30 protein-coding genes and 4 tRNA genes are annotated in these 26,178 nt (G+C 58.4%); all 34 read left to right on the forward strand.

Annotation, left to right across the window (positions count from 1 at the left end; genetic code table 11):
• Positions 1-4: 4 nt before the first annotated feature.
• The gene (locus tag D3880_RS02710) at positions 5-685 is read left to right on the forward strand and encodes an SPOR domain-containing protein (protein ID WP_119891998.1); all 681 of its coding nucleotides are present in this window, start codon (positions 5-7) and stop codon (positions 683-685) included.
• A 145-nt stretch (positions 686-830) separates the two neighbouring features.
• A tRNA-Tyr gene (locus tag D3880_RS02715) sits at positions 831-915 on the forward strand.
• A 25-nt stretch (positions 916-940) separates the two neighbouring features.
• Positions 941-1,014 (forward strand) — tRNA-Gly (locus D3880_RS02720).
• Positions 1,015-1,040: 26 nt separating this feature from the next.
• A tRNA-Thr gene (locus tag D3880_RS02725) sits at positions 1,041-1,116 on the forward strand.
• Between the two features lie 85 nt (positions 1,117-1,201).
• The gene (tuf, locus tag D3880_RS02730; protein ID WP_119891999.1) at positions 1,202-2,395 is read left to right on the forward strand and encodes an elongation factor Tu; all 1,194 of its coding nucleotides are present in this window, start codon (positions 1,202-1,204) and stop codon (positions 2,393-2,395) included.
• A 53-nt stretch (positions 2,396-2,448) separates the two neighbouring features.
• Positions 2,449-2,524, forward strand: a tRNA-Trp gene (locus D3880_RS02735).
• Between the two features lie 47 nt (positions 2,525-2,571).
• On the forward strand, positions 2,572-2,940 hold the full coding sequence (secE, locus tag D3880_RS02740) for a preprotein translocase subunit SecE (protein ID WP_119892000.1): 369 nt from the start codon (positions 2,572-2,574) through the stop codon (positions 2,938-2,940).
• A 9-nt stretch (positions 2,941-2,949) separates the two neighbouring features.
• Positions 2,950-3,483, forward strand: coding sequence for a transcription termination/antitermination protein NusG (gene nusG, locus D3880_RS02745; protein ID WP_119892001.1), 534 nt, complete (start codon positions 2,950-2,952; stop codon positions 3,481-3,483).
• 117 nt (positions 3,484-3,600) lie between these two features.
• A complete protein-coding gene (rplK, locus tag D3880_RS02750; RefSeq protein WP_119892002.1) occupies positions 3,601-4,032 on the forward strand; it encodes a 50S ribosomal protein L11 in 432 nt (143 codons plus the stop codon).
• On the forward strand, positions 4,032-4,727 hold the full coding sequence (rplA, locus tag D3880_RS02755; RefSeq protein WP_119892003.1) for a 50S ribosomal protein L1: 696 nt from the start codon (positions 4,032-4,034) through the stop codon (positions 4,725-4,727). Before rplK ends, rplA begins: the two co-directional genes overlap by 1 nt.
• 200 nt (positions 4,728-4,927) lie before the next feature.
• Entirely contained in the window at positions 4,928-5,428 is a 501-nt protein-coding gene (gene rplJ / locus D3880_RS02760; RefSeq protein WP_119892004.1) for a 50S ribosomal protein L10, read from the forward strand.
• 78 nt (positions 5,429-5,506) lie between these two features.
• Positions 5,507-5,875 carry a 50S ribosomal protein L7/L12 gene (rplL, locus tag D3880_RS02765; protein ID WP_119892005.1) on the forward strand — a complete coding sequence of 123 codons (369 nt, stop codon included), beginning with the start codon at positions 5,507-5,509 and terminating at the stop codon, positions 5,873-5,875.
• Between the two features lie 211 nt (positions 5,876-6,086).
• The gene (gene rpoB, locus D3880_RS02770; protein WP_119892006.1) at positions 6,087-10,160 is read left to right on the forward strand and encodes a DNA-directed RNA polymerase subunit beta; all 4,074 of its coding nucleotides are present in this window, start codon (positions 6,087-6,089) and stop codon (positions 10,158-10,160) included.
• 64 nt (positions 10,161-10,224) lie between these two features.
• Positions 10,225-14,418 (forward strand): DNA-directed RNA polymerase subunit beta', encoded by a 4,194-nt coding sequence (rpoC, locus tag D3880_RS02775; protein WP_119892007.1) that lies wholly within the window; start codon positions 10,225-10,227, stop codon positions 14,416-14,418.
• Between the two features lie 143 nt (positions 14,419-14,561).
• Positions 14,562-14,933: a 30S ribosomal protein S12 gene (gene rpsL / locus D3880_RS02780; RefSeq protein WP_119892008.1), complete on the forward strand. Its 372-nt coding sequence runs from the start codon at positions 14,562-14,564 to the stop codon at positions 14,931-14,933.
• Between the two features lie 98 nt (positions 14,934-15,031).
• Positions 15,032-15,502: a 30S ribosomal protein S7 gene (gene rpsG / locus D3880_RS02785; RefSeq protein WP_003246741.1), complete on the forward strand. Its 471-nt coding sequence runs from the start codon at positions 15,032-15,034 to the stop codon at positions 15,500-15,502.
• A gap of 30 nt (positions 15,503-15,532) precedes the next feature.
• A complete protein-coding gene (fusA, locus tag D3880_RS02790) occupies positions 15,533-17,635 on the forward strand; it encodes an elongation factor G (protein ID WP_119892009.1) in 2,103 nt (700 codons plus the stop codon).
• Positions 17,636-17,665: 30 nt separating this feature from the next.
• A complete protein-coding gene (tuf, locus tag D3880_RS02795) occupies positions 17,666-18,859 on the forward strand; it encodes an elongation factor Tu (protein ID WP_119892010.1) in 1,194 nt (397 codons plus the stop codon).
• Positions 18,860-19,012: 153 nt separating this feature from the next.
• The gene (gene rpsJ, locus D3880_RS02800) at positions 19,013-19,324 is read left to right on the forward strand and encodes a 30S ribosomal protein S10 (protein ID WP_003186070.1); all 312 of its coding nucleotides are present in this window, start codon (positions 19,013-19,015) and stop codon (positions 19,322-19,324) included.
• A gap of 83 nt (positions 19,325-19,407) precedes the next feature.
• Entirely contained in the window at positions 19,408-20,043 is a 636-nt protein-coding gene (gene rplC, locus D3880_RS02805) for a 50S ribosomal protein L3 (protein ID WP_119892011.1), read from the forward strand.
• 14 nt (positions 20,044-20,057) lie between these two features.
• On the forward strand, positions 20,058-20,660 hold the full coding sequence (gene rplD / locus D3880_RS02810) for a 50S ribosomal protein L4 (RefSeq protein WP_119892012.1): 603 nt from the start codon (positions 20,058-20,060) through the stop codon (positions 20,658-20,660).
• A complete protein-coding gene (gene rplW, locus D3880_RS02815; RefSeq protein ID WP_119892013.1) occupies positions 20,657-20,956 on the forward strand; it encodes a 50S ribosomal protein L23 in 300 nt (99 codons plus the stop codon). The genes rplD and rplW overlap by 4 nt, the downstream gene beginning before the upstream one ends.
• A gap of 14 nt (positions 20,957-20,970) precedes the next feature.
• Positions 20,971-21,792 carry a 50S ribosomal protein L2 gene (gene rplB / locus D3880_RS02820; RefSeq protein ID WP_119892014.1) on the forward strand — a complete coding sequence of 274 codons (822 nt, stop codon included), beginning with the start codon at positions 20,971-20,973 and terminating at the stop codon, positions 21,790-21,792.
• A 16-nt stretch (positions 21,793-21,808) separates the two neighbouring features.
• Positions 21,809-22,084: a 30S ribosomal protein S19 gene (gene rpsS / locus D3880_RS02825; RefSeq protein ID WP_119892015.1), complete on the forward strand. Its 276-nt coding sequence runs from the start codon at positions 21,809-21,811 to the stop codon at positions 22,082-22,084.
• 13 nt (positions 22,085-22,097) lie between these two features.
• The gene (gene rplV / locus D3880_RS02830) at positions 22,098-22,430 is read left to right on the forward strand and encodes a 50S ribosomal protein L22 (protein ID WP_003103908.1); all 333 of its coding nucleotides are present in this window, start codon (positions 22,098-22,100) and stop codon (positions 22,428-22,430) included.
• 13 nt (positions 22,431-22,443) lie between these two features.
• A complete protein-coding gene (rpsC, locus tag D3880_RS02835; RefSeq protein WP_119892016.1) occupies positions 22,444-23,130 on the forward strand; it encodes a 30S ribosomal protein S3 in 687 nt (228 codons plus the stop codon).
• A 12-nt stretch (positions 23,131-23,142) separates the two neighbouring features.
• Complete coding sequence (gene rplP / locus D3880_RS02840) at positions 23,143-23,556, forward strand: 50S ribosomal protein L16 (protein ID WP_119892017.1); 414 nt, start codon at positions 23,143-23,145, stop codon at positions 23,554-23,556.
• Entirely contained in the window at positions 23,556-23,747 is a 192-nt protein-coding gene (gene rpmC, locus D3880_RS02845) for a 50S ribosomal protein L29 (RefSeq protein ID WP_002555481.1), read from the forward strand. Before rplP ends, rpmC begins: the two co-directional genes overlap by 1 nt.
• A gap of 2 nt (positions 23,748-23,749) precedes the next feature.
• Positions 23,750-24,016 carry a 30S ribosomal protein S17 gene (rpsQ, locus tag D3880_RS02850; RefSeq protein WP_119892018.1) on the forward strand — a complete coding sequence of 89 codons (267 nt, stop codon included), beginning with the start codon at positions 23,750-23,752 and terminating at the stop codon, positions 24,014-24,016.
• A gap of 23 nt (positions 24,017-24,039) precedes the next feature.
• Positions 24,040-24,408 carry a 50S ribosomal protein L14 gene (gene rplN / locus D3880_RS02855; protein WP_003289207.1) on the forward strand — a complete coding sequence of 123 codons (369 nt, stop codon included), beginning with the start codon at positions 24,040-24,042 and terminating at the stop codon, positions 24,406-24,408.
• Positions 24,409-24,419: 11 nt separating this feature from the next.
• A complete protein-coding gene (rplX, locus tag D3880_RS02860) occupies positions 24,420-24,734 on the forward strand; it encodes a 50S ribosomal protein L24 (protein ID WP_119892019.1) in 315 nt (104 codons plus the stop codon).
• A 19-nt stretch (positions 24,735-24,753) separates the two neighbouring features.
• Positions 24,754-25,293: a 50S ribosomal protein L5 gene (gene rplE, locus D3880_RS02865; RefSeq protein WP_119892020.1), complete on the forward strand. Its 540-nt coding sequence runs from the start codon at positions 24,754-24,756 to the stop codon at positions 25,291-25,293.
• A 13-nt stretch (positions 25,294-25,306) separates the two neighbouring features.
• Entirely contained in the window at positions 25,307-25,612 is a 306-nt protein-coding gene (rpsN, locus tag D3880_RS02870; RefSeq protein ID WP_119892021.1) for a 30S ribosomal protein S14, read from the forward strand.
• A gap of 172 nt (positions 25,613-25,784) precedes the next feature.
• A complete protein-coding gene (rpsH, locus tag D3880_RS02875) occupies positions 25,785-26,177 on the forward strand; it encodes a 30S ribosomal protein S8 (protein WP_119892022.1) in 393 nt (130 codons plus the stop codon).
• Position 26,178: the final 1 nt, after the last annotated feature.

Genomic DNA, 26,178 nt, shown 5'->3' on the forward strand with positions numbered 1-26,178 from the left:
CTTTATGCGCTGGTTGTTTTTGCTCCTCTTGGTCTTAAATCTTTTTTATTACGTCTGGCATCAGCAGCAGGCTCCTCTACGGGTAAAGGAGGTTGCGCCGCTCTCGCTGTATCAAGGAGGTAAGCAGGATATCCGTCTTCTGAGCGAGGCGGGCGCAGACAAGGTGCGTCGTGTGCAAGAGAGTGAAGGGGGGGCGGTTGGTGAATCCGCAGTCTGCCTGTTTTTGGGCGGGTTTGAGCAGGAAGAAATGGTCCGCGGGATCGAGCAGCGCTTAATCGCCCTGGATATCCAGTCGGGTGTTCGGGCGGTCGATGTGCCTGCTGGGGTGGATTATTGGGTTTATCTGCCGCCCCTGGCCTCTCGCGAGGCCTCCTTGCGCCAACTCAAGGAGCTGCAAGCACGCAAAATTGATAGCTACATCATTACCCAGGGAGATTTGTCCAATGGGATTTCCTTGGGGATTTTCCCTCGTAGCGAGTCTGCGGAAAGCGTGCTGCAGCGTCTGCAGGATGCGGGTTACGAGCCCTTGATGCGCGAGTTGTCTCGCGCGCATCGTAATTATTGGGTGCGTATCGCGCCGGTCAGCCGATCTTTGGTGAGTGATGAGATGCTGAGAAACATGGCAGCCGACTTTTCGGGGCTTCAGCATCAACTAATGCCGTGCGAAAGCGTTGCAACGCCGTGATAGTTTGACTAGAATGGCGCCCGCTTCGCAGGCTGGCTCTTAAGGCTGGGTTGCAAGGTTGCTGTCATGTGTAGCTAACCTCAAGATTTTAATGAGGAAAAGCTTGACAGTAGGGTGGCATGAGTTGAGAATGCCGCCTCCCGTTGGAGGGGTTCCCGAGCGGCCAAAGGGATCAGACTGTAAATCTGACGTCATCGACTTCGAAGGTTCGAATCCTTCCCCCTCCACCAAATTCAAGCGTGAGCTTCAGGCTCCGCGGGTATAGTTCAGTGGTAGAACCTCAGCCTTCCAAGCTGATGATGCGGGTTCGATTCCCGCTACCCGCTCCAGCTTTGTTGTTCGTGCAAAGTGTTAGGCTCATGTAGCTCAGTTGGTAGAGCACACCCTTGGTAAGGGTGAGGTCAGCGGTTCAAATCCGCTCATGAGCTCCATCTAAATAAAGGCAGATATGCAAATATCTGCCTTTATTTTAATGGTGGCGTGGCTCGCTCAATATTTTGATCGGAGGCGTTCTCGATGGCTAAAGAAAAATTCGAACGTAATAAACCGCACGTCAACGTGGGCACCATCGGTCACGTTGACCACGGTAAAACCACTCTGACCGCCGCTCTGACTCGCGTTTGCTCCGAAGTTTTCGGTAGCGCCCGTGTCGACTTCGACAAGATCGATAGCGCCCCGGAAGAGAAAGCGCGCGGTATCACCATCAACACCGCGCACGTTGAGTATGACTCGGCCGTGCGCCACTACGCGCATGTTGACTGCCCGGGCCACGCTGACTATGTGAAGAACATGATCACCGGTGCTGCGCAGATGGACGGCGCGATCCTGGTGTGCTCGGCTGCCGACGGCCCGATGCCGCAGACCCGCGAACACATCCTGCTGTCCCGCCAGGTAGGCGTTCCTTACATTGTCGTGTTCCTGAACAAGGCCGACATGGTGGACGACGCCGAGCTGCTGGAGCTGGTCGAGATGGAAGTTCGTGACCTGCTGTCCACCTATGACTTCCCGGGCGACGACACGCCGATCATCATCGGCTCCGCGCTGATGGCGCTGAACGGTCAAGACGACAACGAAATGGGCACCAGCGCCGTCAAGAAGCTGGTCGAGACTCTGGACGGCTACATTCCGGAGCCGGTTCGTGCCATCGACAAGCCGTTCCTGATGCCGATCGAAGACGTGTTCTCCATCTCCGGTCGCGGTACCGTGGTAACCGGTCGTGTTGAGCGCGGCATCGTCAAGATCCAGGAAGAAATCGAGATCGTTGGTCTGCGTGACACCGTCAAGACCACCTGCACCGGCGTGGAAATGTTCCGCAAGCTGCTCGACGAAGGTCGTGCTGGCGAGAACTGCGGTATCCTGCTGCGCGGCACCAAGCGTGACGACGTGGAGCGTGGTCAGGTGCTGGCCAAGCCGGGCACCATCAAGCCGCACACCAAGTTTGAAGCTGAAGTGTACGTGCTGAGCAAGGAAGAGGGCGGTCGTCACACTCCGTTCTTCAAGGGCTACCGTCCGCAGTTCTACTTCCGTACCACTGACGTGACCGGTAACTGCGAGCTGCCGGAAGGCGTTGAGATGGTGATGCCGGGTGACAACGTTAAGATGGTGGTTACCCTGATCAAGCCGATCGCCATGGAAGACGGTCTGCGTTTCGCGATTCGCGAAGGTGGTCGTACCGTTGGTGCTGGCGTGGTTGCCAAGGTCGTCGAGTAACGGGTTGATCTCATCTGTTCGGGCCGGCATAATGGTCGGCCTGATTTTGTTTTAGGTCAGTAGCTCAATTGGCAGAGCGACGGTCTCCAAAACCGTAGGTTGGGGGTTCGATTCCCTCCTGACCTGCCAGATTCTCCGATAGTGGATCTGGCACGTCTTTCACAGGATCCTCGTAAATGAATGCTAAGGCTGAAGCCAAAGATTCACGCTTCGATCTTCTGAAGTGGCTTGCTGTTGCTGCTTTGGTTGTTGTGGGTGTGGTCGGTAATCAGTACTTCTCGGGCGAGCCGATTCTGTACCGAGTTCTCGGCTTGATTGTGCTGGCGGCAGTTGCGGCTTTTGTCGCGCTGAAAACTGGCAAAGGCCAGTTGTTCTTCGGTTTGGTGAAGGAAGCCCGCGTCGAGATTCGCAAAGTCGTTTGGCCGACTCGCCAAGAAACGATGCAGACCACGCTAATCGTCGTTGCTGTCGTTCTCGTTATGGCGCTGCTGTTGTGGGGGCTCGACTCCCTGCTCGGTTGGCTTGTTTCTTTGATTGTTGGTTAAAGGTGTCCCGTGGCTAAGCGTTGGTACGTTGTGCATGCTTACTCGGGTTACGAGAAGCATGTAATGCGCTCTTTGACTGAGCGTGTGAAGCTGGCCGGCATGGAGGACGGGTTCGGTGAGATTCTGGTCCCCACTGAAGAAGTAGTGGAGATGCGCAACGGCCAGAAGCGCAAAAGCGAGCGCAAATTCTTTCCGGGCTATGTTCTGGTGCAGATGGAGATGAATGAGGGGACTTGGCACTTGGTCAAGGATACTCCTCGTGTCATGGGTTTCATTGGTGGTACTGCCGACAAGCCGGCGCCGATCACCGATAAAGAAGCCGAAGCCATTCTCCGTCGCGTTGCCGATGGTAGCGATAAGCCGAAGCCCAAAACGCTGTTCGAGCCAGGTGAAATGGTGCGCGTCGTTGATGGGCCTTTCGCTGACTTCAGTGGCGTGGTGGAAGAAGTTAATTATGAGAAAAGCCGGATACAGGTGGCGGTGACTATTTTTGGTCGCTCAACCCCGGTTGAATTGGAGTTCAGTCAGGTCGAAAAGGCGTAGCTGAAAATGCATCCCATACCCCTGCAGTCGTTGGCTGTGGGGTTTTGTCGTCGCTGGGATAAATACGTAGATAGCTGGGGAGCCGCAAGGCGCTAATACCCGCAATTGGAGTAGCTCATGGCTAAGAAGATTACCGCTTATATCAAGCTGCAAGTGAAGGCCGCTCAGGCCAACCCGTCGCCGCCAGTCGGCCCGGCTCTGGGTCAGCACGGTGTGAACATCATGGAATTCTGCAAGGCGTTTAACGCCCGTACCCAGGGTATGGAACCTGGTCTGCCGACTCCAGTGATCATCACCGTTTACAGCGACCGCAGCTTTACGTTTGAAACCAAAAGCACCCCGGCTTCGGTGCTGTTGAAAAAGGCCGCCGGCCTGACCAGTGGCTCTGCTCGTCCGAACACCGTCAAAGTTGGCACCGTTACCCGTGCTCAGTTGGAAGAGATCGCCAAGACCAAAAAGGCTGATCTGACTGCCGCTGACCTGGATGCGGCCGTGCGTACCATCGCCGGCTCCGCGCGTAGCATGGGCTTGAACGTGGAGGGTGTGTAATGGCTAAGTTGACTAAGCGCCAAAAGGCCATTGCGGCCAAGATCGAAGCGGGCAAGGCCTACGGCTTTGAAGAAGCTGCCAGCCTGCTGAGCGAGCTGTCCGCTGTTAAGTTCGCCGAGTCTGTAGATGTCGCCGTGAATCTCGGCGTTGACCCGCGTAAATCCGACCAGGTTGTTCGTAGCGCTACTGTGCTGCCGCACGGCACTGGCAAAGCTGTTCGCGTAGCTGTCTTCACTCAGGGTCCGGCTGCCGAGGCTGCTCTGGCTGCCGGCGCCGATCGCGTCGGTATGGACGATCTGGCCGCCGACATGAAAGCTGGCGAGTTGAACTATGACGTCGTGATCGCTTCCCCGGATGCAATGCGCGTTGTCGGTCAGTTGGGGCAGGTGCTGGGTCCGCGCGGCCTGATGCCAAACCCGAAAGTTGGCACCGTAACCCCAGACGTGGCTACCGCGGTTAAGAATGCCAAGGCTGGTCAAGTTCGCTACCGTACCGACAAGAATGGCATCATCCACACTTCCGTAGGCAAGGTTGGTTTTGATGCCGTCAAGCTGAAGGAAAACGTGGAAGCGCTGATTGCTGATCTGAAGCGCCTGAAGCCTGCCTCGTCGAAAGGCATCTACATCAAGCGCGTGACCCTGAGCACCACCATGGGCCCGGGTCTGCAGATTGATCAGGCCTCGCTCAACGCGTAATGCATAGGTGGCTGGCGGAGGCGACTTCGTCACCCCAAAGATTGGGGTCCCTGCCTGGCGGGGGCTATCCAAGACCGTAGGTGGCGCAAGCCTTAAACCTCAAGCCTACGCAGATGGTGCTCCCGATTCCTTACCGAATCAGACACCAAAACGTCGCCCAGCTACGGCTGGACGAACCGGTAACATCCAGGAGTAAACCCGTGGCAATTAAACTCGAAGACAAAAAGGCCATCGTCGCTGAAGTCAACGAGGCTGCCAAAGCCGCTCTGTCTGCTGTCGTGGCTGATGCCCGTGGCGTGACTGTCGGCGCTATGACCGGACTCCGTAAAGAGGCCCGCGAAGCTGGCGTATACGTGCGTGTCGTACGTAACACCCTGCTGCGCCGCGCCGTTGAAGGCACTCAGTACGATGTGCTCAACGACGTGTTCAAAGGCCCGACCCTGATTGCGTTCTCCAACGAGCACCCGGGCGCTGCTGCTCGTCTGTTCAAGGAGTTCGCCAAGGGTCAGGACAAGTTCGAGATCAAGGCAGCTGCGTTCGAGGGCAAGTTCCTCGCAGCCAATCAGATCGACGTGCTGGCAACTCTGCCGACCTACGACGAAGCCATTGCGCAGCTGATGAGCGTGATTCAAGGCGCTACCAGCAAGCTGGCTCGTACTTTGGCAGCCGTTCGCGACCAGAAGGAAGCTGCTGCGGCCTAAGGCTGTGCAGGTTCTCTCAAGCTTATTTGTTTAATTTGATGGCCGCGCAGGCTGTCCCCCAATACAGGAATTTGAGTCATGGCTCTGTCTAACGAAGACATCATCGAAGCAATCGGCCAGAAAACCGTTCTGGAAGTTGTTGAACTGATCAAGGCAATGGAAGAGAAGTTCGGCGTAACTGCCGCTGCTGCCGTTGCTGCCGGCCCGGCCGCTGCTGCTGCTGTCGTTGAAGAACAAACCGAGTTCACTATCGTTCTGACCGAAGCTGGCGAGAAGAAAGTGAACGTGATCAAGGTCGTTCGTGAACTGACCGGTCTGGGCCTGAAAGAAGCCAAGGCAGTAGTTGACGGCGCCCCTGGCGCAGTTAAGGAAGGCGTCTCGAAAGAAGAAGCCGAAGCTGCCAAGAAGGCTCTGGAAGAAGCAGGCGCGAAAGTCGAGCTCAAGTAAGCGACGACCTTGCGTCTACAGCCTGAGCGTTTCGCGTAAGGCTGATGGCTGGTGGCAAATGCCACCGGCCTTTTTCCGTTCTAGCTGGTTGCCCGTCTAGAGCGGAACATCAACCACCCGAGGGGTGGCGCAAACCAAGGGGTTTGCACGATTTTCTGGCTGCTCCGATCGGAGGAGCCAAACAAGCAGGTGACCAAGCTGGGGAACGCTGATGGCTTACTCATACACTGAGAAAAAACGTATCCGCAAAGACTTTAGCAAGTTGCCGGACGTCATGGATGTACCCTACCTCCTGGCCATCCAGCTGGATTCGTATCGCGAATTCCTGCAGGCGGGAGTGAGCAAAGACCAGTTCCGTGATATCGGCCTGCACGCGGCCTTCAAGTCTGTTTTCCCGATTATCAGCTATTCCGGCAACGCTGCCCTGGAATATGTCGGTTATCGCCTGGGCGAACCGGCCTTTGATGTCAAAGAGTGCGTGCTGCGTGGCGTGACTTACGCCGTGCCGCTGCGGGTAAAAGTGCGCCTGATCATTTTCGACAAAGAATCGTCGAACAAGGCAATCAAGGACATCAAGGAACAAGAAGTCTACATGGGGGAAATTCCCCTGATGACCGAGAACGGCACCTTCGTCATCAACGGTACCGAGCGCGTCATCGTCTCCCAGCTGCACCGTTCCCCGGGCGTGTTCTTCGACCACGACAAGGGCAAGACTCACAGCTCCGGCAAGCTGCTGTACTCCGCGCGCATCATTCCTTACCGCGGCTCCTGGCTCGACTTCGAGTTCGATCCGAAGGACTGCGTATTCGTCCGTATCGACCGTCGTCGCAAGCTGCCGGCGTCCGTACTGCTGCGCGCGCTGGGCTATAGCACCGAAGAAGTCCTCGATGCGTTCTATGCCACCAACGTATTCCACGTGAAGGGCGAGGGCTTGAGCCTCGAACTGGTGCCGCAGCGTCTGCGGGGTGAAGTTGCCGCCCTCGATATCAAGGACGACAAGGGCAAGGTCATCGTCGAGCAGGGTCGCCGTATCACCGCGCGCCACATCAACCAGCTCGACAAGGCCGGCATCAAAGAGCTGGAAGTGCCCCTGGATTACGTGATTGGCCGCACCACTGCCAAGGTCATCGTGCATCCGGCGACCGGCGAGATCATCGCCGAGTGCAACACCGAGTTGACCACCGAGCTGCTGGTCAAGATCGCCAAGGCGCAGGTCGTCCGCATCGAAACGCTGTACACCAACGACATCGATTGCGGTCCGTTCATTTCCGACACCCTGAAGATCGATTCCACCGCTAATCAGCTGGATGCGCTGGTCGAGATCTACCGCATGATGCGTCCCGGCGAGCCGCCGACCAAGGATGCCGCGGAAACCCTGTTCAACAACCTGTTCTTCAGCGCCGAGCGTTATGACCTGTCTGCGGTCGGCCGGATGAAGTTCAACCGTCGCATCGGCCGCACCGAGATCGAAGGTTCGGGTGTGCTGAGCCGCGAAGACATCGTCGAAGTGCTGAAAACCCTGGTCGACATCCGTAACGGCAAGGGCATCGTCGACGACATCGACCACCTGGGTAACCGTCGCGTGCGTTGTGTCGGCGAGATGGCCGAGAACCAGTTCCGCGTCGGTCTGGTGCGCGTCGAGCGGGCGGTCAAGGAACGTCTGTCGATGGCCGAAAGCGAAGGCCTGATGCCTCAGGACCTGATCAACGCTAAGCCGGTCGCGGCGGCGGTGAAAGAGTTCTTCGGTTCCAGCCAGCTGTCGCAGTTCATGGACCAGAACAACCCGCTTTCCGAGATCACCCACAAGCGTCGTGTCTCCGCGCTCGGCCCGGGTGGTTTGACTCGTGAGCGTGCAGGCTTCGAAGTCCGCGACGTACACCCGACCCACTACGGTCGTGTGTGTCCGATCGAGACCCCTGAAGGTCCGAACATCGGTCTGATCAACTCGCTGGCCGCCTATGCCCGCACCAACCAGTACGGTTTCCTGGAAAGCCCGTACCGTGTGGTGAAGGACACCCTGGTGACCGACGAGATCGTCTTCCTCTCGGCGATCGAAGAGGCCGACCACGTGATTGCCCAGGCTTCTGCGGCGATGAACGACAAGGGGCAACTGATCGACGAGCTGGTGGCGGTACGTCACCTCAACGAATTCACCGTCAAGGCGCCGGAAGATGTGACCCTGATGGACGTGTCGCCGAAGCAGGTGGTCTCCGTCGCCGCTTCGCTGATCCCGTTCCTCGAGCACGACGACGCCAACCGCGCCCTCATGGGTTCGAACATGCAGCGTCAGGCCGTGCCGACCCTGCGTTCCGATAAGCCGCTGGTGGGTACCGGCATGGAGCGCAACGTCGCCCGAGACTCCGGCGTCTGCGTGGTGGCCCGTCGTGGCGGGGTGATCGACTCGGTCGACGCTAGCCGCATCGTGGTGCGCGTCAACGACGATGAAGTTGAAACCGGTGAAGCCGGCGTCGACATCTACAACCTGACCAAATACACCCGCTCCAACCAGAACACCTGCATCAACCAGCGTCCGCTGGTGCAGAAAGGTGACAAGGTTGCACGCAGCGACATCCTTGCCGACGGCCCGTCCACCGACATGGGTGAACTGGCGCTGGGGCAGAACATGCGCGTCGCGTTCATGCCGTGGAACGGTTACAACTTCGAGGACTCCATCCTCCTTTCCGAGCGAGTGGTCCAGGAAGATCGCTTCACTACCATCCACATCCAGGAACTGACCTGTGTGGCGCGTGACACCAAGCTCGGGCCAGAGGAAATCACCTCGGACATCCCGAACGTTGGCGAAGCGGCACTGAACAAACTGGACGAGGCCGGTATCGTCTACGTCGGCGCCGAAGTCGGTCCGGGCGACATCCTGGTCGGCAAGGTCACGCCGAAGGGCGAAACCCAGCTGACCCCGGAAGAGAAGCTGCTGCGCGCGATCTTCGGTGAGAAGGCCAGTGACGTTAAGGACACCTCCTTGCGCGTGCCGACCGGTACCAAGGGCACCGTCATCGACGTCCAGGTGTTCACCCGCGATGGCGTCGAGCGCGACTCGCGTGCGCTGGCGATCGAGAAGATGCAGCTCGACGAGATCCGCAAGGACCTCAACGAAGAGTTCCGCATCGTCGAAGGCGCGACCTTCGAGCGTCTGCGCTCGGCTCTGGTCGGCCGTGTCGCCGAGGGTGGTGCCGGCCTGAAGAAGGGTAGCGAGATCACCGACGAGTTCCTCGACGGCCTCGAGCGTGGTCAGTGGTTCAAGCTGCGCATGGCTGAGGATGCTCTCAACGAGCAGCTGGAAAAGGCCCAGGCCTACATCAGCGATCGCCGCCAACTGCTCGACGACAAGTTCGAGGACAAGAAGCGCAAGCTGCAACAGGGCGACGATCTGGCGCCGGGCGTGCTGAAGATCGTCAAGGTTTACCTGGCGATTCGCCGGCGCATCCAGCCGGGCGACAAGATGGCCGGTCGTCACGGTAACAAGGGTGTGGTCTCGGTGATCATGCCGGTGGAAGACATGCCGCATGACGCCAACGGTACGCCGGTCGATATCGTGCTCAACCCGCTCGGCGTGCCGTCGCGGATGAACGTCGGGCAGATCCTCGAAACCCACCTGGGCCTCGCGGCCAAGGGGCTGGGCGAGAAGATCAACCGCATGCTCGAAGAGCAGCGCAAGGTCGCCGAGCTGCGTAAGTTCATGCAGCAGATCTACAACGAGGTCGGAGGCCGCCAGGAAAGCCTGGATGAGCTGAGCGATACCGAGATCCTGGATCTGGCGAAGAACCTGCGCGGCGGTGTGCCGATGGCCACTCCGGTATTCGATGGCGCCAAGGAAAGCGAAATCAAGTCGATGCTGAAGCTGGCGGATCTGCCGGAGAGTGGCCAGATGCGCCTGACTGACGGTCGTACCGGCAACCAGTTCGAGCGCCCGACCACCGTCGGTTACATGTACATGCTGAAACTGAACCACTTGGTGGACGACAAGATGCACGCGCGTTCCACTGGTTCCTACAGCCTGGTTACCCAGCAGCCGCTGGGTGGTAAGGCGCAATTCGGTGGTCAGCGCTTCGGTGAGATGGAGGTCTGGGCCCTGGAGGCCTATGGCGCCGCCTACACCCTGCAGGAAATGCTGACCGTGAAGTCGGACGACGTGAACGGCCGGACCAAGATGTACAAAAACATCGTGGACGGTGATCACCGTATGGAGCCGGGCATGCCCGAGTCCTTCAACGTGCTGATCAAAGAGATCCGTTCGCTCGGTATCGACATCGATCTGGAAACCGAATAACACGTGACGCGCATCGGGAGCGTGGCAGCATTGCCCGCTCCTTGCTCCGCCAGGAGGAAAGGCCTTGAAAGACCTACTGAATTTGCTGAAAAACCAGGGTCAAGTCGAAGAATTCGATGCCATCCGTATCGGGTTGGCGTCGCCTGAGATGATCCGTTCGTGGTCGTTCGGTGAAGTGAAAAAGCCGGAAACCATCAATTACCGTACCTTCAAGCCAGAGCGTGACGGCCTGTTCTGCGCCAAGATCTTTGGCCCGGTCAAGGACTACGAGTGCCTGTGCGGCAAGTACAAGCGCCTCAAGCACCGCGGCGTGATCTGCGAGAAGTGCGGCGTGGAAGTGGCCCTGGCTAAAGTCCGCCGCGAGCGCATGGCGCACATTGAACTGGCTTCGCCGGTTGCCCACATCTGGTTCCTCAAATCGCTGCCGTCGCGTATCGGCCTGCTGCTGGACATGACCCTGCGTGACATCGAGCGCGTGCTCTATTTCGAGAGCTACGTGGTGATCGATCCGGGCATGACCACCTTGGAAAAGGGCCAGCTGCTGAACGACGAGCAGTACTTCGAGGCGATCGAGGAGTTCGGTGACGACTTCGATGCGCGCATGGGCGCCGAAGCGGTGCGCGAGCTGCTCAACGCGATCGATCTGGAGCACGAGATTGGCCGCCTGCGTGAGGAAATCCCGCAGACCAACTCGGAAACCAAGATCAAGAAGCTGTCCAAGCGCCTGAAGCTGATGGAAGCCTTCAAGGACTCCGGCAACCATCCGGAGTGGATGGTGCTGACCGTCCTGCCGGTCCTGCCGCCGGATCTCCGTCCGCTGGTTCCGCTGGATGGCGGCCGTTTCGCCACCTCCGACCTGAACGATCTGTATCGTCGGGTGATCAACCGTAACAACCGCCTGAAGCGCCTGCTCGACCTGGCTGCGCCGGATATCATCGTGCGCAACGAAAAGCGCATGCTGCAGGAAGCGGTCGACGCCCTGCTGGACAACGGCCGTCGCGGTCGCGCCATCACCGGCTCGAACAAGCGTCCGCTGAAGTCGCTCGCCGACATGATCAAGGGTAAGCAAGGCCGCTTCCGTCAGAACCTGCTGGGTAAGCGCGTCGACTACTCCGGTCGTTCCGTGATCACCGTGGGCCCGACCCTGCGCCTGCACCAGTGCGGCCTGCCGAAGAAGATGGCGCTCGAACTGTTCAAGCCGTTCATTTTCGGCAAGCTGGAAATGCGTGGCATGGCCACCACCATCAAGGCCGCGAAGAAGATGGTCGAGCGCGAGCTGCCCGAGGTTTGGGACGTGCTCGCCGAAGTCATCCGCGAACATCCGGTCCTGCTCAACCGTGCGCCGACCCTGCACCGTCTGGGTATCCAGGCGTTCGAGCCGGTGCTGATCGAGGGCAAGGCGATCCAGCTGCACCCACTGGTCTGCGCCGCGTACAACGCCGACTTCGACGGTGACCAGATGGCCGTGCACGTGCCGCTGACCCTCGAGGCCCAGCTGGAAGCGCGCGCGCTGATGATGTCGACCAACAACATCCTGTCGCCCGCCAACGGCGAGCCGATCATCGTGCCGTCGCAGGACGTGGTGCTGGGTCTGTACTACATGACCCGCGAGGCCGTGAATGCCAAGGGCGAAGGCCGCGTGTTCGCCGACCTGCAGGAAGTCGACCGTGTGTTCCGCGCCGGCGAGGCGTCGCTGCATGCGCGCGTCAAGGTCCGCATCAACGAGACCGTGAACCAGAAGGACGGCAGCGTCGTCAAGAACACCCGCATCGTCGACACCACTGTCGGCCGTGCGTTGCTGTTCCAGGTGGTTCCGGCCGGCTTGCCGTTCGACGTGGTCAACCAGTCGATGAAGAAGAAGGCGATCTCCAAGCTGATCAACCTGTGCTACCGCACGGTCGGTCTGAAGGACACCGTGATCTTCGCCGACCAGCTGATGTACACCGGCTTCGCCTACTCGACCATCTCTGGTGTGTCGATCGGCGTGAACGACTTCGTCATTCCCGACGAGAAGGCGCGCATCATCGACGCCGCCACCGAGGAAGTGAAGGAGATCGAGAGCCAGTACGCTTCCGGCCTGGTGACCCAGGGTGAGAAGTACAACAAGGTGATCGACCTGTGGTCGAAGGCCAACGACGAAGTGTCCAAGGCGATGATGGCCAACCTCTCGAAAGAGAAGGTCATCGACCGCGAGGGCAAGGAAGTCGACCAGGAGTCCTTCAACTCCATGTACATGATGGCCGACTCCGGCGCCCGGGGTTCCGCGGCACAGATCCGCCAGCTGGCCGGTATGCGCGGCCTGATGGCCAAGCCGGACGGCTCGATCATTGAGACGCCGATCACTGCGAACTTCCGCGAGGGTCTGTCGGTTCTGCAGTACTTCATCTCCACCCACGGTGCGCGTAAAGGTCTCGCGGATACCGCGTTGAAGACCGCGAACTCCGGTTACCTGACCCGTCGTCTGGTTGACGTAGCCCAGGATCTGGTGGTGACCGAGATCGACTGCGGCACCGAACACGGTCTGCTGATGACGCCGCACATCGAAGGCGGCGACGTGGTTGAGCCGCTGGGTGAGCGCGTCCTCGGTCGCGTGATTGCACGCGACGTGTTCAAGCCGGGTAGCGATGAGGTCATCGTGCCGGCCGGTACCTTGGTCGACGAGCAGTGGGTCGAATTCATCGAGCGTGCAAGCATCGACGAAGTGATCGTGCGTTCGCCGATTTCCTGTGAAACCCGCTATGGCATCTGCGCCAAGTGCTACGGCCGCGACCTGGCTCGTGGCCATCAGGTCAACATCGGCGAGGCGGTCGGCGTTATCGCCGCCCAGTCCATCGGTGAGCCGGGTACCCAGCTGACCATGCGGACCTTCCACATCGGTGGTGCGGCGAGCCGGACCTCGGCAGCCGACAGCGTCCAGGTGAAGAACGGTGGTACCGTGCGCCTGCACAACCTCAAGCACGTCGAGCGCTTGGACGGCAACCTGGTAGCGGTATCCCGTTCCGGCGAGCTGGCGATTGCCGACGACTTCGGTCGTGAGCGCGAACGTTACAAGTTGCCATATGGTGCGGTGATTTCGGTCAAGGAAGGCGACAAGGTCGACGCCGGCGCCATCGTCGCCAAGTGGGATCCGCACACCCACCCGATCGTCACCGAGATGGCCGGTACCCTGACCTTCGTGGGCATGGAAGAAGGCATCACCATCAAGCGTCAGACCGACGAATTGACCGGTCTGACCAACATCGAGGTGCTGGATCCGAAGGATCGGCCGGCTGCCGGCAAGGACATCCGTCCGGCGGTGAAGATGGTCGACGCCAGCGGCAAAGAACTGCTGCTGCCGGGTACCGACGTGCCCGCGCAGTACTTCCTGCCGGCCAACGCCCTGGTCAACCTGACCGACGGCGCCAAGGTGGGTGTGGGTGACGTAATCGCCCGTATCCCGCAGGAAACCTCGAAGACCCGTGACATCACCGGTGGTCTGCCGCGCGTGGCCGACCTGTTCGAGGCGCGGCGTCCGAAAGAGCCGTCGATCCTGGCGGAAATCAGCGGCACCATCTCCTTCGGTAAGGAAACCAAAGGCAAGCGCCGCCTGGTCATCACCCCGACCGATGGTAGCGATCCGTACGAGGAGCTGATTCCGAAGTGGCGTCACCTGAACGTCTTCGAGGGTGAGCAGGTCAACCGCGGTGAGGTTATCTCCGACGGTCCGAGCAACCCGCACGACATCCTGCGTTTGCTGGGTGTGAGCGCGCTGGCCAAATACATCGTCAACGAGATCCAGGACGTGTATCGCCTGCAGGGCGTGAAGATCAACGACAAGCACATCGAAACCATCCTGCGGCAGATGCTGCGTAAGGTCGAAGTGGCCGAGTCCGGTGATTCCAGCTTTATCAAGGGCGACCAGATGGAGCTGACCCACGTGCTGGAGGAGAACGAGCGTCTGGCGGCTGACGACAAATTCATCGCCAAGTTCGACCGCGTGCTGCTGGGTATCACCAAGGCGTCGCTGTCGACCGAGTCGTTCATCTCTGCGGCGTCGTTCCAGGAAACCACTCGCGTCCTCACCGAGGCGGCGGTTACCGGCAAGCGCGACTTCTTGCGCGGTCTGAAAGAGAACGTGGTGGTCGGTCGCTTGATCCCGGCCGGTACAGGCTTGGCCTATCACAGCGAGCGCAAGCGCAAGCGTGAGGCCGGCAAGCCGGTCCAGGTGAGCGCCAGCGAAGCCGAAGCCCAGCTGTCGGAAGCGTTGAATAATCTGTAATTGAGCGCGAGTCCGGGGTACGCTATCCCGGACTCGCCTTGACGGGGTGTGGGAAGCTCTTTAGACTCATGCACCCCTAAATTTGGCAGGGCGTCTTGCTCTGCCATTTTGTTTATGTCGAAAGACAACAGTGGAGCTAGTAGATGGCAACTATCAACCAGCTGGTACGTCAGCCGCGCAAGCGCATCGTCGACAAGAGCGACGTGCCTGCGCTGCAGAACTGCCCGCAGCGCCGTGGCGTGTGCACTCGTGTGTACACCACCACGCCGAAGAAACCGAACTCCGCACTGCGTAAAGTGTGCCGTGTTCGCCTGACCAACGGTTTTGAAGTCACCTCCTACATCGGTGGTGAGGGTCACAACCTGCAGGAGCACAGCGTGGTGCTGATCCGCGGCGGTCGTGTAAAAGACCTTCCGGGTGTGCGTTACCACACCGTGCGCGGTTCGCTGGATACCTCTGGCGTTAAGGACCGTAAGCAGGGCCGTTCGAAGTACGGCACCAAGCGTCCGAAGTAATCCGAATTTCTATTTATCTGAGTCGATAAGAGTAAGGTCGGGCGTGACCGAAGTGTCATGGTCCCGGGCTAACCTGAAGACCGTTTGAGGGCTTATCAATGCCAAGACGTCGTGTAGCAGCCAAGCGTGAAATCCTGGACGATCCGAAATACGGAAGCCAGATTCTCGCCAAATTCATGAACCACGTGATGGAAAGCGGCAAGAAGGCCGTGGCCGAGCGCATCGTTTACGGTGCCCTGGACACAGTCAAAGCACGCAAGAACAGCGATCCCCTGGAAATCTTCGAGAAAGCTCTCGACGCCATCGCTCCGCTGGTCGAAGTGAAGTCGCGCCGCGTTGGTGGTGCTACTTACCAGGTTCCGGTCGAAGTTCGTCCGTCCCGTCGTAACGCGCTGGCTATGCGCTGGTTGGTGGATTACGCGCGCAAGCGTGGCGAGAAATCCATGGCCCTGCGCCTGGCTGGCGAGTTGCTGGATGCTGCTGAAGGCAAGGGTGCTGCGGTTAAGAAGCGTGAAGACGTGCACCGCATGGCTGAAGCTAACAAGGCCTTCTCGCACTACCGCTTCTAATTTCGGCATCATTATTTTTGCGAGGGCTTTATGGCTCGTACTACAGCAATCAACCGCTACCGCAACATCGGTATCTGTGCCCACGTTGACGCGGGCAAGACCACCACTACCGAGCGGATCCTGTTCTACACAGGTCTCAGCCACAAGATGGGTGAAGTGCACGACGGCGCGGCTACCACCGACTGGATGGTGCAGGAGCAGGAGCGTGGTATCACCATCACCTCTGCTGCCGTGACCACTTTCTGGGAGGGTTCCCGTGGTCAGTACGACAAGCACCGTGTCAACGTGATCGATACCCCCGGCCACGTGGACTTCACCATTGAGGTGGAGCGCTCCCTGCGTGTGCTGGACGGCGCGGTCGTGGTGTTCTGCGGTACCTCCGGTGTTGAGCCGCAGTCTGAAACCGTGTGGCGTCAGGCCAACAAGTACGGCGTGCCGCGCGTCGTTTACGTGAACAAGATGGACCGTGCCGGTGCCAACTTCCTGCGCGTAATCGGCCAGATCAAGCAGCGTCTGGGCCATACCCCGGTTCCGGTGCAGCTGGCGATCGGTGCCGAAGAAAACTTCGAAGGCCAGATCGACCTGATCAAGATGAAGGCGATCTACTGGAACGACGACGACAAGGGCACGACCTACCGCGAGGAGGAGATCCCTGCCGAGCTTCTGGACTTGGCCGAAGAGTGGCGCTCGAACATGATCGAGGCTGCCGCCGAAGCCAATGAAGAGCTGATGAACAAGTACCTGGAAGGGGGCGAGCTGACTGTCGAGGAAATCAAGGCAGGCCTGCGCGCGCGTACTCTGGCCAGCGAGATTGTTCCAGCTGTCTGCGGCTCCTCCTTCAAGAACAAGGGCGTTCCGCTGGTTCTCGATGCCGTCATCGACTACCTGCCGGCTCCGACCGAAATTCCGGCGATCCAGGGTGTCAACCCGGACAACGAGGAAGTGGTCGACGAGCGTCATGCCGACGACTCCGAGCCGTTCTCGGCGCTGGCCTTCAAGATCGCCACCGACCCCTTCGTCGGTACTCTGACCTTCGTCCGCGTTTACTCCGGTGTTCTCGCCTCGGGCGACTCCGTAATCAACTCGGTCAAGGGCAAGAAGGAGCGCGTAGGCCGGATGGTGCAGATGCACGCCAACCAGCGCGACGAGATCAAAGAAGTGCGCGCCGGCGACATCGCTGCCCTGATCGGCATGAAGGACGTCACCACTGGCGACACCCTCTGCGATATCGACAAGCCGATCATCCTTGAGCGTATGGACTTCCCGGAGCCGGTAATTTCGGTGGCTGTAGAGCCGAAGACCAAGGCTGACCAGGAGAAGATGGGTATCGCTCTGGGCAAGCTGGCTCAGGAAGACCCGTCGTTCCGCGTCAAGACCGACGAAGAAACCGGCCAGACCATCATCTCCGGTATGGGTGAGCTGCACCTGGACATCCTGGTTGACCGTATGCGCCGCGAATTCAACGTCGAGGCCAACATCGGTAAGCCGCAGGTTTCCTACCGCGAGAAGATCACCAAGAACTGCGAGATCGAAGGCAAATTCGTTCGCCAGTCGGGTGGCCGTGGTCAGTTCGGTCATTGCTGGATCCGCTTCGCGCCGGCCGACGAAGGTCAGGAAGGTCTGGTGTTCGTCAACGAGGTCGTTGGTGGTGTGGTTCCGAAGGAATACATCCCGGCTATCCAGAAGGGCATCGAAGAGCAGATGAAGAACGGCGTTGTCGCCGGCTATCCGCTGATCGGCCTGAAGGCGACCGTGTTCGATGGTTCCTACCATGACGTCGACTCCAACGAGATGGCGTTCAAGGTGGCGGCCTCCATGGCGACCAAGCAGCTCGCTCAGAAGGGCGGTGGTGTTGTGCTTGAGCCGATCATGAAGGTTGAAGTGGTAACCCCTGAGGACTACATGGGGGACGTGATGGGTGACCTGAACCGTCGTCGTGGTCTGATCCAGGGTATGGAAGATTCGGTTTCCGGTAAGGTTATCCGTGCCGAAGTTCCACTGGGTGAGATGTTCGGTTATGCGACCGATGTCCGCTCCATGTCCCAGGGTCGCGCAAGCTACTCTATGGAATTCTCCAAGTACTCCGAGGCTCCGTCGAACATCGTCGAAGCACTGGTTAAAAAACAAGGCTGATTCAGCCCTTTAGGCAAGAGGTTCACTGTCGTGGCTAAAGAAAAATTTGAACGTAACAAACCGCACGTCAACGTAGGCACCATCGGTCACGTTGACCACGGTAAAACCACTCTGACCGCCGCTCTGACTCGCGTTTGCTCCGAAGTTTTCGGTAGCGCCCGTGTCGACTTCGACAAGATCGATAGCGCCCCGGAAGAGAAAGCGCGCGGTATCACCATCAACACCGCGCACGTTGAGTATGACTCGGCCGTGCGCCACTACGCGCATGTTGACTGCCCGGGCCACGCTGACTATGTGAAGAACATGATCACCGGTGCTGCGCAGATGGACGGCGCGATCCTGGTGTGCTCGGCTGCCGACGGCCCGATGCCGCAGACCCGCGAACACATCCTGCTGTCCCGCCAGGTAGGCGTTCCTTACATTGTCGTGTTCCTGAACAAGGCCGACATGGTGGACGACGCCGAGCTGCTGGAGCTGGTCGAGATGGAAGTTCGTGACCTGCTGTCCACCTATGACTTCCCGGGCGACGACACGCCGATCATCATCGGCTCCGCGCTGATGGCGCTGAACGGTCAAGACGACAACGAAATGGGCACCAGCGCCGTCAAGAAGCTGGTCGAGACTCTGGACAGCTACATTCCGGAGCCGGTTCGTGCCATCGACAAGCCGTTCCTGATGCCGATCGAAGACGTGTTCTCCATCTCCGGTCGCGGTACCGTGGTAACCGGTCGTGTTGAGCGCGGCATCGTCAAGATCCAGGAAGAAATCGAGATCGTTGGTCTGCGTGACACCGTCAAGACCACCTGCACCGGCGTGGAAATGTTCCGCAAGCTGCTCGACGAAGGTCGTGCTGGCGAGAACTGCGGTATCCTGCTGCGCGGCACCAAGCGTGACGACGTGGAGCGTGGTCAGGTGCTGGCCAAGCCGGGCACCATCAAGCCGCACACCAAGTTTGAAGCTGAAGTGTACGTGCTGAGCAAGGAAGAAGGCGGTCGTCACACTCCGTTCTTCAAGGGCTACCGTCCGCAGTTCTACTTCCGTACCACTGACGTGACCGGTAACTGCGAGCTGCCGGAAGGCGTTGAGATGGTGATGCCGGGTGACAACGTTAAGATGGTGGTTACCCTGATCAAGCCGATCGCCATGGAAGACGGCCTGCGTTTCGCGATTCGCGAAGGTGGTCGTACCGTTGGTGCTGGCGTGGTTGCCAAGGTCGTCGAGTAATCGAGGATCGCGGTAAAAGAAAAGGCCCTTCGGGGCCTTTTCTGTTTTCTGTGCAAAAGTTGACACCCATCGGGCGCATCCGTACAATCACGCCTCCTTTTAACGGGCGTAGTCCGTCCGTTGGGGATAGCAGAGATAGAGTCTGAGGTCAAAATGCAAAACCAACAAATCCGTATTCGGTTGAAGGCTTTTGACCATCGCCTGATCGATCAATCTACCCAGGAAATCGTGGAAACCGCGAAACGTACTGGTGCTCAGGTGCGTGGTCCTATTCCTCTGCCTACTCGCAAGGAGCGTTTCACTGTACTGGTCTCCCCGCACGTCAATAAAGACGCGCGTGATCAGTATGAGATTCGCACTCATAAGCGTGTTCTGGACATCGTCCAGCCGACGGATAAAACCGTTGATGCGCTGATGAAGCTTGATCTTGCGGCTGGCGTGGAAGTGCAGATCAGCCTCGGCTAAAACCTTGGGGTTTTAGTCGTGTAACGCTCTGAAATGGGCGGCCATAGCGGGTGAAAGCCCCGTACACTTATGAGGTTTACAACATGACTATTGGTGTAGTCGGGCGTAAGTGCGGTATGACCCGCATTTTCACCGAAGAAGGTGTCTCCATTCCGGTTACGGTCATTGAGATCGAGCCGAATCGCGTCACCCAGTTCAAAAATGAAGAGAGCGATGGCTATCGCGCTGTGCAGGTTACCGTTGGTGAGCGTCGTGCTTCCCGTGTAACCAAGGCTCAGGCTGGTCACTTTGCCAAGGCAAACGTCGCTGCTGGTCGTGGTGTTTGGGAATTCCGTCTTGAAGAAGGCGAGTACCAAGCTGGCGATCAGATCACTGCAGAATTGTTCCAGGCGGGTCAGCTGGTGGATGTCACTGGCGAATCCAAGGGTAAAGGCTTCGCCGGTACCATCAAGCGCTGGAACTTCCGTGGTCAAGACAACACCCACGGTAACTCCGTCTCTCACCGCGCTCCAGGCTCCATCGGCCAGTGCCAGACTCCTGGTCGTGTATTCAAGGGCAAAAAAATGTCCGGTCATATGGGCGCTGAGCGCGTGACCGTGCAGTCCCTGGAAGTTGTGCGCGTCGACGCTGAACGCAATCTGCTGCTCGTTAAGGGCGCCGTTCCTGGCGCTGCTGGCGGCAACCTGGTTGTGCGTCCGGCTGCCAAGGCTCGCGGTTAAGGGGAGATGCTGAGATGCAATTGAATGTAAATAACGCTCAGGCGATCGAAGTCTCCGAAACGACCTTCGGTAGCGAATTCAACGAGACCCTGGTTCACCAGGCCGTTGTCGCTTACATGGCTGGCGGCCGTCAGGGCAGCAAGCAGCAGAAGACCCGTTCCGATGTGTCCGGCGGTGGCAAGCGTCCGTGGCGCCAGAAGGGCACTGGTCGTGCTCGTGCTGGTACTACTCGTGGTCCGATTTGGCGTGGTGGTGGTGTGACCTTCGCAGCGCGCCCGCAGAACCACGATCAAAAGCTCAACAAGAAGATGTATCGCGCCGCTCTGCGCTCGATTCTGTCCGAGTTGGTGCGTTTGGATCGTCTGGTTGTGGTCGAAGACTTCGCTGTCGAAGCACCGAAAACCAAGGTTCTCCTGGATAAGCTGAATGGCATGGGTCTGAACGATGTTCTGATCGTGTCTGACGCTGTTGATCAGAACCTGTACCTGGCTGCGCGCAACCTGCCGCACGTCGACGTACGTGACGTTCAAGGTTCCGACCCGGTCAGCCTGATCGCCTACGACAAGGTGTTGATCACCGTGTCCGCCGTGAAGAAATTCGAGGAGCTGCTGGGATGAACCAGGAACGCGTATTCAAAGTGCTGGTTGGCCCGCATATCTCTGAGAAGGCCACCGGCCTGGCAGATGGCAAAAGCCAATTCGTTTTCAAGGTTGCTACCGATGCAACCAAGCTGGAAATCAAGAAGGCCGTCGAAAGCCTGTTCAGCGTGAAGGTCGCCACCGTCAACACCCTGAATGTTCAGGGTAAGACCAAGCGCACCGCTCGCGGTCTGGGCAAGCGCAACGACTGGAAGAAGGCGTACATCGCTCTTCAGCCGGGCCAAGATCTCGATTTCACCAGCAGTGCTGAGTAAGGTAGGGGCGCATCATGGCAATCGTTAAATGCAAACCGACTTCCGCTGGCCGCCGTTTCGTGGTCAAAGTGGTCAATCAGGAGCTGCACAAAGGCGCTCCTTATGCTCCGCTGCTCGAGAAGAAGTCGAAGACTGGCGGCCGTAACAACAACGGTCGTATCACTACTCGCCACATTGGTGGTGGTCACAAGCAGCACTATCGTCTGGTCGATTTCCGTCGCAACAAGGACGGCATCCCTGCCGTTGTTGAGCGTGTGGAATACGATCCGAACCGTACTGCTCACATCGCCCTGCTGAAGTATGCCGACGGCGAGCGTCGCTACATCATCGCGCCGAAAGGTGTGAGTGCTGGCGATCAGTTGATCTCCGGTTCTGCTGCGCCGATCAAGGCTGGTAACAGCCTTCCGCTGCGCAACATTCCGCTCGGTTCGACCATTCATGGTATCGAGCTGAAGCCGGGCAAGGGTGCTCAGATCGCGCGTTCCGCTGGTGCTTCCGCTCAGCTGGTCGCTCGTGAAGGTGCCTATGTCACCCTGCGTCTGCGCTCCGGCGAGATGCGCAAAGTGCTGGCTGAGTGCCGTGCGACTCTGGGTGAGGTCTCGAACTCCGAGCACAGCCTGCGTTCGCTGGGTAAGGCCGGTGCCAAGCGTTGGCGTGGTGTTCGCCCGACCGTTCGCGGTGTGGCGATGAACCCGGTTGACCACCCGCATGGTGGTGGTGAAGGTCGTACCTCTGGTGGCCGTCATCCGGTGTCTCCATGGGGCTTCCCGACTAAGGGCGCGAAGACTCGTGGTAACAAGCGCACCGATAACATGATCGTCCGTCGTCGCAAGTAACTAGAGGGATACGACAGTGCCGCGTTCTCTGAAAAAAGGTCCTTTTATCGATCTTCACCTACTGAAGAAGGTCGAAGTGGCGGTGGAAAAGAACGATCGCAAGCCGGTTAAAACCTGGTCGCGTCGTTCCATGATCCTGCCGCAAATGGTCGGTCTGACCATTGCTGTACATAACGGTCGTCAACATGTCCCGGTTCTCATTAACGAAGACATGGTCGGTCACAAACTCGGCGAGTTCGCTGGTACCCGCACTTACCGTGGGCACGTGGCGGACAAGAAAGCCAAGCGTTAAGGGGTTAGGAATGATGGAAGTAGCCGCTAAGCTGTCGGGCGCTCGAATCTCTGCCCAGAAAGCCCGCTTGGTCGCCGACCAGATCCGCGGGAAGAAGGTGGGCGAAGCGCTCAATCTCCTGGCTTTCAGCAGTAAGAAAGCCGCCGAGATCATGAAGAAAGTGCTGGAGTCGGCCGTTGCCAACGCCGAGCACAACGAAGGCGCAGATGTGGATGATCTGAAGGTCTCCACTGTCTTCGTCAACGAAGGGCGTTCGCTTAAGCGCATCATGCCGCGTGCCAAAGGCCGCGCTGATCGCATCGTCAAGCGGTCTTGCCATATCACTGTCAAGGTTGCGGACAAGTAACGGAGTCGATCAGATGGGTCAGAAAGTACATCCCACTGGCATTCGCCTGGGAATCGTCAAGGAGCACACCTCCGTTTGGTATGCCGATAAGCGCACTTATGCCGATTATCTGTTTGCCGACCTGAAGGTTCGTGAATACCTCCAAGACAAACTAAAAAGCGCGTCCGTAAGCCGTATCGACATCGCTCGTCCGGCTCAGACTGCACGCATCACCATCCACACCGCCCGTCCTGGTATCGTGATTGGCAAGAAAGGTGAAGATGTTGAAAAGCTGCGTCAGGACCTGACCAAGCAAATGGGTGTGCCGGTGCACATCAACATCGAAGAGATCCGCAAGCCGGAGCTCGACGGTATGCTGGTAGCACAAAGCGTTGCTCAGCAGCTGGAGCGTCGCGTGATGTTCCGTCGCGCCATGAAGCGCGCCGTACAGAACGCCATGCGCATTGGTGCCAAGGGCATCAAGATCCAGGTGAGCGGTCGTCTTGGTGGTGCGGAAATCGCACGTACCGAATGGTATCGCGAAGGTCGTGTGCCTCTGCACACCCTGCGTGCCGATATCGATTACGCCACTTACGAAGCGCACACCACCTACGGTGTGATCGGTGTGAAGGTTTGGATCTTCAAGGGTGAGGTCATTGGTGGCCGCCAAGAAGAGCTGAAGCCGCAAGCGCCCGCGCCTCGTAAAAAAGCTGCCAAGTAAGGAGTACGCAAAATGCTACAACCTAAGCGTACAAAATTCCGCAAGCAGATGACCGGTCACAACCGTGGTTTGGCTCAGCGCGGTAGCAAAGTTAGCTTTGGCGAGTTTGCGCTGAAGTCTGTTGCTCGTGGTCGTCTTACTGCCCGCCAGATCGAGTCCGCTCGTCGTGCTCTGACTCGTCACGTGAAGCGTGGCGGGAAAATCTGGATTCGCGTGTTCCCGGACAAGCCGGTTACCAAGAAGCCTCTCGAAGTGCGGATGGGTAAAGGTAAGGGTAGCGTCGAGTACTGGGTGGCCCAGATTCAGCCGGGCAAGGTCCTGTATGAAATCGAGGGTGTTTCTGAAGAGTTGGCGCGTGAGGCTTTCGCCCTGGCTGCTGCAAAGCTGCCAATCGCCACCTCCTTTGTTAAGCGGACGGTGATGTGATGAAAGCGAATGAACTTCGTGAAAAATCAGCACAGCAGCTGAACGAGCAATTGCTTGGTCTGCTGCGCGATCAGTTCAATCTGCGTATGCAGAAGGCGACTGGTCAGTTGGGGCAGTCTCACCTGCTCTCGCAAGTTAAGCGTGACATCGCTCGCGTGAAGACTGTGCTCAACCAGCAGGCAGGTAAGTAATCATGGCTGAAGCCGAAAAAACCGTCCGCACGCTGACCGGCCGCGTTGTCAGCGACAAGATGGACAAGACCATCACCGTACTGATCGAGCGTCGCGTTAAGCACCCGATCTACGGTAAGTACGTCAAGCGTTCGACCAAGCTGCACGTCCATGACGAAACCAATCAGTGCCATATCGGCGACAAGGTCTCCATTCGTGAGACCCGTCCGCTGGCCAAGACTAAGTCTTGGGCTCTGGTTGAGATCGTTGAACGCGCAGTCGAAGTCTAAGAGCTAGGGGTCGGAGAAATTTTATGATTCAGACTCAATCCATGCTCGATGTGGCTGATAACAGTGGCGCGCGCCGCGTTATGTGCATCAAGGTTCTCGGTGGTTCGCACCGCCGTTACGCCGGCATTGGCGACATCATCAAGGTGACCGTCAAGGAAGCCATTCCGCGCGGTAAGGTGAAGAAGGGCCAGGTGATGACCGCTGTTGTGGTTCGCACCCGTCACGGCGTTCGCCGTCCGGACGGCTCGATCATTCGCTTCGACGGCAACGCTGCTGTTCTGCTGAACAACAAGCAGGAGCCGATCGGTACCCGTATCTTTGGGCCCGTGACCCGTGAGCTTCGTTCCGAGAAGTTCATGAAGATCGTCTCGCTCGCCCCTGAAGTGCTGTAAGGAGATCCGACATGCAAAAGATTCGTCGTGATGACGAGATCATCGTGATCGCCGGCAAGGACAAGGGTAAGCGCGGTAAGGTGCTGAAAGTGCTCACTGACGACCGTCTGGTCGTCGGTGGGGTCAACTTGGTCAAGCGTCATACCAAGCCGAACCCGATGTCGGGCGTTCAGGGCGGTATCGTCGAGAAAGAAGCCCCTCTGCATGCTTCTAACGTCGCCATCTTCAATGCTGGAACCAACAAGGCTGACCGCGTAGGTTTCAAAGTAGAAGACGGCAAAAAAATTCGTGTCTTCAAGTCGAACCAGAAGCCGGTCGACGCTTGAGCACTGCTAGGTAGATACCATGGCACGACTAAAAGAGCTGTACCGGAAAGAAATCGCGCCCAAGCTGAAGGAGCAACTTCAGCTGGCAAACGTGATGGAAGTTCCGCGCATTACCAAAATCACCCTGAACATGGGCTTGGGTGAAGCGATCGGTGACAAGAAGATCATCGAAAACGCTGTTGCTGATCTGGAAAAAATTACCGGTCAGAAGCCTATTGTGACTTACGCTCGGAAATCCATCGCGGGCTTCAAAGTCCGTGAAGGTTGGCCGATCGGTGTCAAGGTTACCCTGCGTCGCGACCGTATGTATGAGTTCCTGGATCGCCTGCTCGCCATCTCCCTGCCGCGCGTGCGTGACTTCCGCGGCCTGAATGCCAAGTCCTTCGATGGTCGCGGCAACTACAGCATGGGCGTTAAAGAGCAGATCATCTTCCCGGAAATCGATTACGACAAGATCGATGCCCTGCGCGGTCTGGACATTACCCTGACCACCACTGCTCGTACGGATGATGAAGGTCGTGCTCTGCTGCGCGCCTTCAACTTCCCGTTCCGCAACTGATTGGAGTAGGAACATGGCCAAAACAAGCATGAAGAACCGCGAGCTGAAGCGTCAGCAAACGGTGGCTAAGTTCGCGAAGAAGCGTGCCGAGCTTAAGGCTCTGATCGCCAATCCGAATACCAGTCCGGAAGCGCGCTGGGAGGCGCAGGTCGCTCTGCAGAAGCAGCCGCGTGATGCCTCTGCCTCGCGTCTGCGTAACCGTTGCCGCATCACCGGTCGTCCACACGGTGTTTACCGCAAGTTCGGCCTCGGCCGTAACAAGCTGCGTGAAGCGGCTATGCGTGGTGACGTGCCGGGTCTGGTCAAGGCCAGCTGGTAAGTGATCTTCGGCGGTCTTCGGGCTGCCGTTGTTGATCAAGAATCAAGCCCCTTTTGGGGCTTGATTCGTTTCTGGGCTGTCTATAGAATGACCGGCTCTTCTGGGCCCGGCTTTTGGGTTTGGTTGCTGTGGGGTCGCAAGGCCGAAATTTTGTTTTAGGAGCATCTAGCCCATGAGTATGCAGGACCCGTTAGCGGACATGCTAACTCGTATCCGTAATGCCCAGATGGCTGAAAAGTCCGTTGTAAGCATGCCGTCTTCCAAGCTGAAGGTGGCTGTAGCCAAGGTCCTCAAGGACGAAGGCTACATTGCGGGTTTTCAGACCACTGCTGAGGCGAAGCCGCTGTTGTCTATCGAGCTGAAGTATTTTGAAGGCCGTCCGGTCATCGAAGAGCTGAAGCGCGTTAGCCGTCCAGGCCTGCGCCAGTACAAATCCGTTGACCAGCTGCCGAAAGTTCGCGGCGGTCTCGGTGTGTCCATCGTCTCCACCAACAAGGGTGTGATGACGGATCGCGCTGCGCGCGCTGCCGGTGTCGGCGGCGAAGTGCTTTGCACTGTGTTCTAAG

Origin of the sequence: Pseudomonas cavernae, from assembly GCF_003595175.1 — a bacterium.
In the GTDB taxonomy this organism is placed as follows: Bacteria; Pseudomonadota; Gammaproteobacteria; order Pseudomonadales; family Pseudomonadaceae; genus Aquipseudomonas; species Aquipseudomonas cavernae.

Excerpts from the sequence above, each read along its gene's own strand:
- D3880_RS02710 (WP_119891998.1), top strand. The coding sequence starts at position 5 with ATGCGCTGGTTGTTTTTGCTCCTCTTGGTCTTAAATCTTTTTTATTAC.
- tuf (WP_119891999.1), top strand. The coding sequence starts at position 1,202 with ATGGCTAAAGAAAAATTCGAACGTAATAAACCGCACGTCAACGTGGGC.
- secE (WP_119892000.1), top strand. The coding sequence starts at position 2,572 with ATGAATGCTAAGGCTGAAGCCAAAGATTCACGCTTCGATCTTCTGAAG.
- rplK (WP_119892002.1), top strand. The coding sequence starts at position 3,601 with ATGGCTAAGAAGATTACCGCTTATATCAAGCTGCAAGTGAAGGCCGCT.
- rplA (WP_119892003.1), top strand. The coding sequence starts at position 4,032 with ATGGCTAAGTTGACTAAGCGCCAAAAGGCCATTGCGGCCAAGATCGAA.
- rplL (WP_119892005.1), top strand. The coding sequence starts at position 5,507 with ATGGCTCTGTCTAACGAAGACATCATCGAAGCAATCGGCCAGAAAACC.
- rpoB (WP_119892006.1), top strand. The coding sequence starts at position 6,087 with ATGGCTTACTCATACACTGAGAAAAAACGTATCCGCAAAGACTTTAGC.
- rpsL (WP_119892008.1), top strand. The coding sequence starts at position 14,562 with ATGGCAACTATCAACCAGCTGGTACGTCAGCCGCGCAAGCGCATCGTC.
- rpsG (WP_003246741.1), top strand. The coding sequence starts at position 15,032 with ATGCCAAGACGTCGTGTAGCAGCCAAGCGTGAAATCCTGGACGATCCG.
- fusA (WP_119892009.1), top strand. The coding sequence starts at position 15,533 with ATGGCTCGTACTACAGCAATCAACCGCTACCGCAACATCGGTATCTGT.
- rpsJ (WP_003186070.1), top strand. The coding sequence starts at position 19,013 with ATGCAAAACCAACAAATCCGTATTCGGTTGAAGGCTTTTGACCATCGC.
- rplC (WP_119892011.1), top strand. The coding sequence starts at position 19,408 with ATGACTATTGGTGTAGTCGGGCGTAAGTGCGGTATGACCCGCATTTTC.
- rplD (WP_119892012.1), top strand. The coding sequence starts at position 20,058 with ATGCAATTGAATGTAAATAACGCTCAGGCGATCGAAGTCTCCGAAACG.
- rplW (WP_119892013.1), top strand. The coding sequence starts at position 20,657 with ATGAACCAGGAACGCGTATTCAAAGTGCTGGTTGGCCCGCATATCTCT.
- rplB (WP_119892014.1), top strand. The coding sequence starts at position 20,971 with ATGGCAATCGTTAAATGCAAACCGACTTCCGCTGGCCGCCGTTTCGTG.
- rplV (WP_003103908.1), top strand. The coding sequence starts at position 22,098 with ATGGAAGTAGCCGCTAAGCTGTCGGGCGCTCGAATCTCTGCCCAGAAA.
- rpsC (WP_119892016.1), top strand. The coding sequence starts at position 22,444 with ATGGGTCAGAAAGTACATCCCACTGGCATTCGCCTGGGAATCGTCAAG.
- rplP (WP_119892017.1), top strand. The coding sequence starts at position 23,143 with ATGCTACAACCTAAGCGTACAAAATTCCGCAAGCAGATGACCGGTCAC.
- rpmC (WP_002555481.1), top strand. The coding sequence starts at position 23,556 with ATGAAAGCGAATGAACTTCGTGAAAAATCAGCACAGCAGCTGAACGAG.
- rpsQ (WP_119892018.1), top strand. The coding sequence starts at position 23,750 with ATGGCTGAAGCCGAAAAAACCGTCCGCACGCTGACCGGCCGCGTTGTC.
- rplN (WP_003289207.1), top strand. The coding sequence starts at position 24,040 with ATGATTCAGACTCAATCCATGCTCGATGTGGCTGATAACAGTGGCGCG.
- rplX (WP_119892019.1), top strand. The coding sequence starts at position 24,420 with ATGCAAAAGATTCGTCGTGATGACGAGATCATCGTGATCGCCGGCAAG.
- rplE (WP_119892020.1), top strand. The coding sequence starts at position 24,754 with ATGGCACGACTAAAAGAGCTGTACCGGAAAGAAATCGCGCCCAAGCTG.
- rpsN (WP_119892021.1), top strand. The coding sequence starts at position 25,307 with ATGGCCAAAACAAGCATGAAGAACCGCGAGCTGAAGCGTCAGCAAACG.
- rpsH (WP_119892022.1), top strand. The coding sequence starts at position 25,785 with ATGAGTATGCAGGACCCGTTAGCGGACATGCTAACTCGTATCCGTAAT.